The following is a 9,899-nucleotide window of genomic DNA, read 5'->3' on the forward strand; positions in this document are numbered from 1 at the left end:
AGCTTCGACTGGTCGACCGCGAGCATCCCGGTCTTCTCGTCGAGCGTGGTCGCCTTGAGCCCGTTGGTCATCGCGTCCCGGTCCGGCGCGACGAACGCCCCGGTCGGCGTCTTCAGCGCGGCCGTGCGCAGTCCGAAGACCGCGGTGTCGGCCGCGTCGGTGATCGCGATCAGCGACCGCCTGCCGGTCTGCTGTCGCTCGGGCCGCTTGTAGACCAGCGTGCCGCCGACGAGGCTCTCGCTGGTCGTCGCGGTCGGCCTGGCCTGCACCAGCGCCACCGCCGCCCCGACGACGGACGACACCTGGTTCGCGGTGAGGTTGAACCAGATCTGCCCCCGGTAGCTGGTGGCGTTGTCCGGCACCCGCCAGTCGTCGCGCAGCTCGACCTGCGAGTACGGCAACTGCTGGGCGAGGAACTTCGGGTTGACCTTCATGCCCCACTCGTCGGGCGCGCCGCCCAGCCAGGCCACCGCGGCCGGGTCGGCGACGACGTAGTTCGTCAACGCGTAGGTCAGGTCCAGGTCGCCCTGCACCAGCAGCGGGTACGTCGAGGAGAGCCGGTCGGACCCGCCGACCCGCAGACCGGGGTTGGCCTGGGCCAGCTCCGGGTCGTCGCCCCACCACACCGGGTTGCCGGAGATCGCCGGGTGGGTCTCGATGCCCGGCGCCATCGCCGTGTAGGACTGGGTGAGCATCTTGAGCAGCAGCCGGGGCGTGAGGTTGAGCTTGGTCACCTCGCCCGCGTCGGCGTCGTCGAGGACGAAGCCCACGGTGAACCCGGTCGTGGCGATCGGCGCGTAGACGACCGGGCTGCCCTCGACGGTGTCCGGCGACCGCGAGGTGAGCACGGCGTTCACGCCGTCCGCGCGGCGCTCGGTCAGGTTGGTGACGAACTGGCGGCGCGCGTCACCCTCGCCGAGGTTCGTGTAGCCCAGCTTGAACAACCCGGTGTCCAGGCAGAACTTGGGCCGCCAGCTCGCCATCAGCTGCCCGAGGTACGGCGACCCGGTCAGCCCGGTCTCCGGCCGGTTGTCCACCGAGCACACCGCGGCGCTCTTGCGGAACGACAGCGGGAACGCGAAGCGGCGATCCCAGTTGGTCGGCGTCTTCCACGTCGACGCGTCGCGGAACGACGAGGCGTCCGCGTTCGGCACGCACGCCGCCGCCCACTCTTCAAGCGGCAGCTCCTCCGCGGGCAGGCAGTGCGGCTCGCCGATCGGCACCACGACCAACGAGCACGCGTTCGCGTCCGAGCAGCCGAGGCTCGGCAGCTGCTCGGACGGCAGCAGCTCGATGTCCACCGCGCCGGTGCCGTCCGCGCGGGTCTCGCCGCGCAGCGTGGGCGGCTGGACGAAGTTGTTGGTGTCCTGCGACAGGTCCGGCGGCGGCCCCGCCTTCACGCTGCCGTCCGGCCACGCGTCCGGCACGCCGGTCGTCGGGTTGGCCGACACCTGGTCCCACGAGTAGCGGATGCCGTCGCGGGCGGTGAACGACATGACCGTGGACAGGTTCGCGCCGGGGTCGCCGAAGTCGCCGAACACCACCGGGTCCCACGGCCTGACGTCGGTGAACGTCGCGGGCTCCATGCCGCGACCGCTGGACCAGCACCGCTGCGGGGTCACCGCCGACGCCTCGCCCCAGCACTGCATGATCGCGACCGGGTACGCCTCGTTGCGGGTCGGCCGGAAGCCGGACCACGACACCTTCACCCGCTGGCGCACCAGGTCCGAGGTCTGCGACACGGTCACCGTGCCGCGGGCCGCGCCCTCGACGCCGGGGGCGTAGAACTGGTCGAAGTCCTGGCTCGCGGACACCGGCTGGGTGCTCCCCGTGCCGGGCACCACGACCGCGGCCTGTCCCGCCAGCAGCATGGTCGCGCTCGCCACCAGCGCGATGCCGACCACGAGTCCGAAGTGGACGCTCTTGCGGATCACCTTCGCACACCGCTTCCCTGGTCGTCACGTCGTCGTCGCACCGCGCGTGCCACGAACACCGGCACCACGAGCACCAGCAGGACCTCCAGCGCCACCAGCGCCCCGAGCGAGGTGGTCATGCCCTCCGACCGCCCGGAGGCCAGCTCCGTCACCCGGCCCGTGGCCGTGCCGGTGTTCCCGGTGCCGTTGCGGTTGTTGGTGACCGGCAGGCCCGTCAACGGGTCCACGCCGCCGTCCTGACCGAGCTGGTCGACGGGCGTGTCACCACCGGTCTGGTTCGAGCCGCCCTGGTCGGACTGGCCCGGCTGCCCGTTCTGGCCCGACTGGCCGTTCTGCCCGTCGGGGTTCTGGCCGCCGGTCGGGTCCGAGCCGCCACCGGTCTCGGCGCCGCACGGTCCCGCGCCGACCTTGTCGCAGTCCTTCGGCATCGGCGCGGTCTTGGCCAGCAGGTTGCTGCCGGGATCGGCCGGGTCGAACGTGGGGTTGAGGCAGCCAACCGGGTTGAGCGCCTGCTGCTCGGCGCCCGGCACCTTGGCCACCTGGTCGAACCCGGCCTGCACCAGGTTCAACGGCAGCGGCGAGTAGCCCAGCGGCCCCATCTTCTGCTGGCCCTGGCACAGGAAGTAGTGCGCGAACGCGCCCAGCGTGCGCCCGGACTGCTGGGTCGTCTTCCCGTCCTCCGAGGTCGGCAGGATCATGTAGGAGTACGACGACAGCGGGTACGTGCGCTGGTCGGAGCTGCTGTAGACGCCGTCCAGGATCTGCGTCAGGTACGTGTCCTTGGTCTTGTCCTGCTCGATCCGGGCGGACTGGAGCGCGACGGCGACGTTGTAGTCGGTCGGCTCGACGAAGTAGTCCGCGGCGTTGCGCACCTTCGCCACCGGGTAGTTCGCCGCCCTGGCGTAGGAGTACTCGACGTACCCGATCGCGCCCTCGCCGTACTCGGCGGTGATGTAGCCCGCCATCTGCGACGACCCGCTCTGCGCCACGGCGTTGCCGAACGTCGGGTAGTACGAGGTGAGCCCGCACGGCTTGCCCGCGTCGACGTTCTGCGCGAAGAACGGGCAGTACTGCGCCGAGTGCTGCTTGGACATCCACAGCGTGAACTGGGCCGTGGTGCCGGAACCGTCGGACCGCACCACCGGGACGATCCGCTTCTTCGGCAGCGCGCGGCCGTTGTTGTCCGAGGTGATCTGCGCGTCGGACCAGTCGGTGATCGCGCCGGTGAAGATCTTCGCGATCGTCTCGCCGCTGAGCCGCAGGTCGCGGACCAGCGCGCCGTTGATCGAGATCTTGTACATGAACGCGGTGCCGCCCGCCACGATCGGCATGTAGGCGAACGGCCTGCCGTTGGAGTTGTCGGCGTTGCCGGTCGTCGGGTCCGTGCCCTGGAACGGGATCTCCGACACCGCGAAGTCGTTCATCTTCTGCGCGAAGTCGAGCCTGCCCGCGCTGGACCCGGTGCCCGAGTAGCTGGCGGGCAGCCCGAACGTGCTGGCGTCGGAGATCCACTGCTTGATGGCGTTCTCGCTCCACGACGAGCCGGAGCCGCGGATCGGGTAGTAGCTCTGCGCCCCGGCGGGCACGGGCGAGACCACGGCCGTGACGCCGAGCAGCACCACCACCGCGGCCAACCGCGTGAACCGGTTCATCGACGTCCTCCCTTGGTCGAGCGCTGCGCGACGAGGCGCGCGATCACGAACAGCAGCAGCACCAGCGCGAGCAGGATCGAGGCCGCGCCGAACGCGCGCGCCTGGTCGACCTTCTCCGACGACCGCGCGAGGCTGTAGGTCACGAGCGGGAGCGACACCATCGGCCCCGAGGTGGGGTCGAGGTTGAGGTACGTGGTGTACCCGGCGGTGAGCAGGACCGGCGAGGTCTCGCCGATGCCGCGCGCGATGCCCAGGATCAACGCGGTCGCGAGCGACGGCCGCGCCGTGGGCAGCACGACCCGCCACACCGTCTGCCACTGCGAGGCGCCCAGCGCGAGGCTCGCCTCCCGCAGACCGCCGGGCACCACCCGCAGCACGACCTCCGAGGCCCGAGCGATGATCGGCAGCATCATCACGCTGATCGCCAACGACGCCGCCAGCCCGCTGCGGTCGAACCCCGCCAGCACCAGCACCGTCACGTAGATGAAGAGGCCGGCCACGATCGACGGCAACGCGGTCATCGCCTCCACGACCGTGCGGACCGGCCTGGCCAGCGGTCCCTTGACCTCGTTGAGGAAGACCGCGCACGCCACCCCGAGCGGCAGGGTGATCGACACCGCGATCACCATCTGCACCAGCGTGCCGACCAGCGCGTGCAGCACGCCGCCCTTCTCCAGCGGGTCCAACGGCCCGGCCGCGCGCAGGTCGTCGACGAAGAAGTTGACGTGCCCCAACGCCTCCGCGCCACGCCAGAACGTGAAGCCGATGACCAGGAACAACCCGAGGCCGACCAGGCACGCCGCCGCGTGCACGACGGCGGAGGCGACCCGGTCGGCGATCACCGGCCGCGGGTGGCGCAGCGCGGTGACCCCCGCGTACATCAGCACGAACGCCAGGTACCAGCACACGACGAACCCCAGCGCGCCCGAGGTCGGCAGCAGGTTCCCGTAGAGCACCCACACCAGGGAGAGGCCGCCGAGCGCCGAGCCCAGCGCGGCCAGGACGTCGTCCAGCGTCCGCCCGCCGACCTCCCGGCGCACCTCGGGGGCGGGCGGCTCGGCCTCGATCACGGTGTCCCGCACCGGTTCGACGGTCATCGTCATCAGCGGTCGCCCCCGGTCAGATCTCGGTCGAGGCGCCGCTGCGGCTGCGGGCCACGACCATCGACGCGATCACGTTGATCAGCAGGGTGAACAGGAACAGCACCATGCCCGCGGCCAGCAGCGCCGAGAGCTGGAACGGGCTGGACTCGCCGAACCGCAGCGCGATCAGCTCGGAGATCGTGTTGCCGCCCTTCTCCAGCAGCCGGAACTTCACGTCGAAGGCGGGCGAGATGATCAGCGCGACGGCGATGGTCTCGCCCAGCGCCCGGCCGAGGCCGAGCATCGTGCCGCCGATCACGCCGCCCCGACCGAAGGGCAGCACGACCGACCGGATGACGCCCCAGCGCGTGGAACCCAGCGCCAGCGCGGCTTCCCGCTCCCCGACGGGGGCTTGGGCGAAGACCTCGCGCATGACGGACCCGGTGATCGGGATGACCATCATCGCCACCACGACCCCGCAGATGAACACCGACGACGTGTACTGGGACTTCTCCCACACCGCGGCGTCCACGTCCGTCTCGACGTGGAAGAAGGGCAGGAACCCCAGGTACTTCGACAGCCACCGCGCCAGGTAGATGATCTCCCCCTGGAGGAAGAAGAACCCCCACAGCCCGTAGATCACGCTCGGCACGGCGGCCATCAGGTCCAGCAGCGCGATCAGCGTCCGCCGCAGGCCCGGCGGCGCGTACTCGGAGATGTAGAGCGCCGTGCCCAGCGCGAGGGGGAAGGACACGACGATCGCCACGAGCGCGACCTGGATCGTCCCCAGCGCGACGGACAGGATTCCCAGCCGGTTGGACTCCGGCCGCCACAGGTTCTCGGTGAAGAAGCTCCAGCCCAGCGCCCGCAGCGTCGGAACCGCCTGGTACGCCAGGAAGATCCCGATCCCGCCCATCACCAGCAGGACGAACACGCCGCTCGACGTCACCGCGCCCCGGAACACCCGGTCGGCGAACGGGACGGTCGGCGCGATGGCGCGTGGCCGGTCGGTGGGCATCCGCTGTTGCCACTCCTTCGTCGGTTCCCGATTTCCCAAGCCCCGCAAGCGAAACCCGCCCACGTGACCGCCCGTCCCCCGGAAGGTGAACCGTCAACCAACGGGTCGCTGCGGCCACACGTCCTTGCCCGGCGGGGTAGGGCGTCCGGTCGAACTCCGACCGCGCTGGCCGGGGTAGAACACCGCGATGGCCGGGTCGACGTCGGCTTCCGAGACGCGGGCGCGGAACCTCCCGGCAGCCAGTTCGGCGTCCACGCGACGGGCGAACCCCTGCGCGGACCGCGCCAACTCCGCGATCCGCCACCACCACCGGCCGCTGCCGCTGTGCTCGATCTCGAACGACGGGACCACCAGGCTCGCCCGCACCAGCTCGATCTCCACGACCACGTCCGCGTACTCGGGGTGGTCGCGCACGCCGACGCCGAGAACCCTGTTGTTGCCGCCCAGCAAACGCCACCTGATACCGCTTTCCACAATGCGATAGCACTGAAAACGTGCCACACCCAGAACCCTCCGGTCGGGCTGCCCGCATCGCCCCGCACAGCCCGGCGGGTCACCTGTCGAGCAGCCTCACCGCTGCGACCTTGATCGCGAGTCAGCACGGCTGAAGGTCCAACAGGTGAGCGCCACACGTGGGGTTGGTTAACTCGCGACATACCAGGATTTCCAATGGATCCATACCCGCGGCCGCGCGCGAATGCGGGATGATCCCAGGGACACGTGCGCGTTTCCTGTTCCTTTCGGCGGATCGGGACCACACCTGCTCCTGCCGCACGGTCCGGGCGGCAGCGCGGAGGACTGGCGCGGGATCGCGGAACACCTCACCGACACCCACCACGTGCCCGCCGTCATCACCCCCCGAGGCCGGTCACCTCGGCTGAGCGGTCCCACAGCCTGCGGGTCACGTGGTCCTGGTCCGGCAGCGGTCGGGTCTTCCTGGGGCGGTACTTCTCGTAGTACTGCCCGGACTGCCAGTCGACGCCGGGCTGTCCCTCCGCCAGCCAGACCAGCTGTCGCGCGGCCTTGTCGGCGCTGGTGAGCAGGCGGCTGATCACGGGGTTGCGGTAGAGCGGGCGGAGCCAGGCGGTGCTGTCGTCGGCGAAGTTCGTGGCGACGCCGCCGGGGTGGAACGCCGCCGCCGACAAGCCCCGGTCGTGGTAGCGGGTGTGCAGTTCCCTGGTGAACAGGATGTTCTCGAGTTTCGAGGCGCTGTAGGCCTTTCCCGCGGAGAAGTTCCGGTCGTTGTCGAGGTCGTCGACGTCGAGGGAGCGCACCATCCGCGCGCCCGCGCTGGAGGTCTGGATCACCGACGCCCGCGCGGCGAGCAGGGTGTCCATCAGCAGGTTGGTGAGCAGGAACGGGGAGAGGTGGTTGACCTGCACCGTCTTCTCGAAGCCGTCGACCGTCTTGCCGGGGTCGCCGAAGACGCCGCCCGCGTTGTTGGCCAGCACGTCGATCCGCGGGTACTTCGCCCCGAGCGCCGCCGCCAGGGCTCGCACGTCCGCGAAGCGCGCGAAGTCGGCGACGAAGTGGTCGCCGCCGATCTCGCGGGCGACCGCGGCGGTCTTGTCCGGCGACCGGCCCACGACCACGACGGTGTGGCCGCGCCCGGCGAGTTGTCGGGCCGCCGCGGCCCCGATGCCGTCACTCGATCCGGTGATGACGATGGTCTTGGGCACGGTCGTCCACCTGTCATTGAGAGCCAAAAGTGTCAGTTCATGACAAAACTAACACGCTATGATGCCTCATGACCTCGCCCCGATCCGGTTTCGCCGAGCGCAAGCGCGAAGCCGCCCGCCAGGACATCAGCGACACGGCCCTGCGCCTGTTCCTCGAGAACGGCTACGAGGCGACCACCATCGACCAGATCGCCGCACGGGTCGGGCTGTCGGCGCGCAGCGTCTTCCGGTACTTCACGACCAAGGAGGACGTCGTCCTCGCGCAGCTGAACCGCTCCGGCGAACGGCTCCACGACGCCCTGCGCCTCCGCCCGCCCGCCGAACCCGCCTGGGACGCGCTCCGACAGGCCTTCGACGTGCTGCTGACCGACTACGCCGAGTCCCCCGACCACCTGCGCCGGATCATCACCATGGTCCAGGAGTCACCTCTCCTGCACGCCCGCCACCTGGAACAACAACTGCACTGGCAGGAACCCCTGGTCCCCCTCATCGCCGCACGTCTGGGCGTCCCGGACGGCCACCCGTCCCCCCGCGCCCTGGTCGCCGCCGCGTTCACGTGCCTCGACGTCGCGGTGTCCACGTGGGCCGCGCACGACGACGGGACCACCATCGGCGAGGTCCTCGACACGATCATCGCCACCGTCCGCGGCGCCTGACCGCACCGCCGATGGCGGCCCCCTCCCCGGCCTGCTGGAATGGGGCGGTGGAACTGCGGGAGATGCGGGCGTTCGTGGCCGTCGTGGAGGAGGGCGGGTTGTCCGCGGCGGCGCGGAAGCTGCACGTGAGCCAGCCCGCGCTGTCCCAGACCGTCAACAACCTGGAGCGGTCGCTCGGGGTGCGGCTGCTGGTGCGCAGCAGCACCGGCGTGACGGCCACCGAGGCGGGAACGGTCCTGCTGGGCGAGGCACGGGACGTGCTGGCCCGCCACGACCGCGCGGTGGCGGTGATGGCCGGGCACACCGGGCCCGATCGGGACGTGCTGCGCGTGGGCGTTCCGCTGGAGCTGCCGAGCGACCTCCTGGCCACCGCGCTCGCCGAGCTCGGCTCGACCCACCCCCGCACCCGGCCCGTGCTCCAGCACCTGTCCACGTCCGCGCAGACCGCCGCGCTGCTCGCGGGCGACCTCGACCTCGGGCTGCTGCGAGAACGGCCGGCGGGCTCGAACCTCGACGCGGCGCTGGTGCTGGAGGAACGGCTCGGCGTGGTGCTGACCTCCGAGCGGATCGCCGCGCTCGCCGGGCCGGACGGCGTGCGCCTCGACGCGCTCGCGGGCCTCACGTGGGTGGGTTTCCCGAGGTCGGGCAGTCCGGCCTGGTACGACGAGCTGACCGCCGTGCTGCGCAGCCACGGCCTGGACCTCGGCCCTGCCGTGCCCGACGGGTACACGATGCTCGCCGAGGTGAAGCTCGCCGCCGTCAGCACGGGCGGCGCGTTCACCCTCGCTCCCCCGGACTGGCCGCACCCGCTGCCGGACGGGATCTCGTGGCTGGCGCTGGTGGGCCACCCGATCGTGCGCCGGACGTGGGCCGTGTGGCCCGCGCACTCCCGGCGGCGCGACCTGGGCGCGCTCGTGGCCTCGCTGGAGGACCGCTCCCACTAGCTCCAGGCGTGGCTTATGGCCGCCATCGCCTTTACCGGCAACCGAACGGCAATACCCGACCCCTCCACGAAGTTGACCAGGGCGAGTCACCGCGAAGGTGACCGTGGAAGTCCACTGTGGAGGGTTCAGCAGCATGGAACTGGAGAACAAGGTCGCCCTGGTCACCGGAGGCACGGCGGGGATCGGGCTGGAGACCGCGCGCCTGTTCGTCCGCGAAGGCGCGCGGGTCGTCATCACCGGCCGCGACGCCGAGCGGGGCAAGGCCGCGGTCGACGAGATCGGCGGGGACGTGCGCTACGTCCAGGCCGACCTGTCCGATGTGGACTCGATCGAGGAGCTGGTGCGGCAGACCGGGCCCGTGGACGTCATCGTCAACAACGCGGGCGCGTTCCCGACCAGCCTCACGGTCGACCAGGACATCGCGACCTTCGACGACATCTTCGCCACGAACGTGCGCGGCGCGTTCGTCCTCGTGGCGAAGCTGGTGCCGCACATGCTCGAGAAGGGCGGCGCGAGCATCGTCAACGTGACCAGCCTGGCCACGGCCAAGGGGATGCCCGGCGCGTCCGCCTACAGCGCGTCGAAGTCCGCGCTCGCGTCGCTGACCAGGACGTGGGCCGCGGAGTTCGGCCCGAACGTGCGGGTGAACTCCGTCGCCCCCGGCCCGACCCGCACCGACGGCGTGCTCGCCGAGTGGGGCGAGGGCGTCGAGGCGATCGGCGGGTCGACGGCGTTGAAGCGCACGGCCAGGGCGCACGAGATCGCGGAGGCGATCCTGTTCCTCGCCTCGTCGCGGGCGAGCTACGTGACGGGCGCGGACTTCAAGGTGGACGCGGGCGGCTCGATCTCCTGAGCCGCCGGTCCCTCGAGGTGCGCCCCCCCCCCCCGGGGGGGGGGGCCCCCTTCCGCATGCCGGTACCGGCCTGCCGCTACG

9 protein-coding genes are annotated in these 9,899 nt (G+C 71.1%); 3 read left to right on the forward strand and 6 right to left on the reverse strand.

Annotation, left to right across the window (positions count from 1 at the left end; all coding sequences use genetic code 11):
- The 6 genes from ACFWW9_RS44215 to ACFWW9_RS44240 form a co-directional block, all read right to left on the reverse strand.
- Positions 1-1,934 (reverse strand): hypothetical protein (locus ACFWW9_RS44215; RefSeq protein WP_390389319.1); only part of this gene is annotated, 1,934 nt, incomplete at its 3' end.
- On the reverse strand, positions 1,931-3,586 hold the full coding sequence (locus tag ACFWW9_RS44220) for a phosphate ABC transporter substrate-binding protein PstS (RefSeq protein WP_390389320.1): 1,656 nt from the start codon (positions 3,584-3,586) through the stop codon (positions 1,931-1,933). The genes ACFWW9_RS44215 and ACFWW9_RS44220, both read right to left, overlap by 4 nt.
- Positions 3,583-4,689 carry a phosphate ABC transporter permease PstA gene (gene pstA / locus ACFWW9_RS44225; RefSeq protein WP_390389323.1) on the reverse strand — a complete coding sequence of 369 codons (1,107 nt, stop codon included), beginning with the start codon at positions 4,687-4,689 and terminating at the stop codon, positions 3,583-3,585. Before pstA ends, ACFWW9_RS44220 begins: the two co-directional genes overlap by 4 nt.
- A 16-nt stretch (positions 4,690-4,705) precedes the next feature.
- On the reverse strand, positions 4,706-5,686 hold the full coding sequence (pstC, locus tag ACFWW9_RS44230; protein WP_390389325.1) for a phosphate ABC transporter permease subunit PstC: 981 nt from the start codon (positions 5,684-5,686) through the stop codon (positions 4,706-4,708).
- Positions 5,687-5,779: 93 nt separating this feature from the next.
- Positions 5,780-6,160, reverse strand: a complete 381-nt coding sequence (locus ACFWW9_RS44235) for a hypothetical protein (RefSeq protein ID WP_390389326.1) — start codon at positions 6,158-6,160, stop codon at positions 5,780-5,782.
- 377 nt (positions 6,161-6,537) lie between these two features.
- Complete coding sequence (locus tag ACFWW9_RS44240) at positions 6,538-7,365, reverse strand: SDR family NAD(P)-dependent oxidoreductase (protein ID WP_390389328.1); 828 nt, start codon at positions 7,363-7,365, stop codon at positions 6,538-6,540.
- A gap of 68 nt (positions 7,366-7,433) precedes the next feature.
- Between ACFWW9_RS44240 and ACFWW9_RS44245 the strand changes: the two genes are divergently transcribed.
- From ACFWW9_RS44245 to ACFWW9_RS44255, 3 genes are all read left to right on the forward strand, one after another.
- Complete coding sequence (locus tag ACFWW9_RS44245) at positions 7,434-8,021, forward strand: TetR/AcrR family transcriptional regulator (protein WP_390389330.1); 588 nt, start codon at positions 7,434-7,436, stop codon at positions 8,019-8,021.
- Positions 8,022-8,068: 47 nt separating this feature from the next.
- Positions 8,069-8,965 carry a LysR family transcriptional regulator gene (locus tag ACFWW9_RS44250; RefSeq protein WP_390389332.1) on the forward strand — a complete coding sequence of 299 codons (897 nt, stop codon included), beginning with the start codon at positions 8,069-8,071 and terminating at the stop codon, positions 8,963-8,965.
- Positions 8,966-9,098: 133 nt separating this feature from the next.
- Positions 9,099-9,818, forward strand: a complete 720-nt coding sequence (locus ACFWW9_RS44255; RefSeq protein WP_390389333.1) for an SDR family NAD(P)-dependent oxidoreductase — start codon at positions 9,099-9,101, stop codon at positions 9,816-9,818.
- Positions 9,819-9,899 lie beyond the last annotated feature (81 nt).

It is taken from the genome of Umezawaea sp. NPDC059074, from assembly GCF_042738955.1.
Lineage (GTDB): Bacteria > Actinomycetota > Actinomycetes > Mycobacteriales > Pseudonocardiaceae > Umezawaea.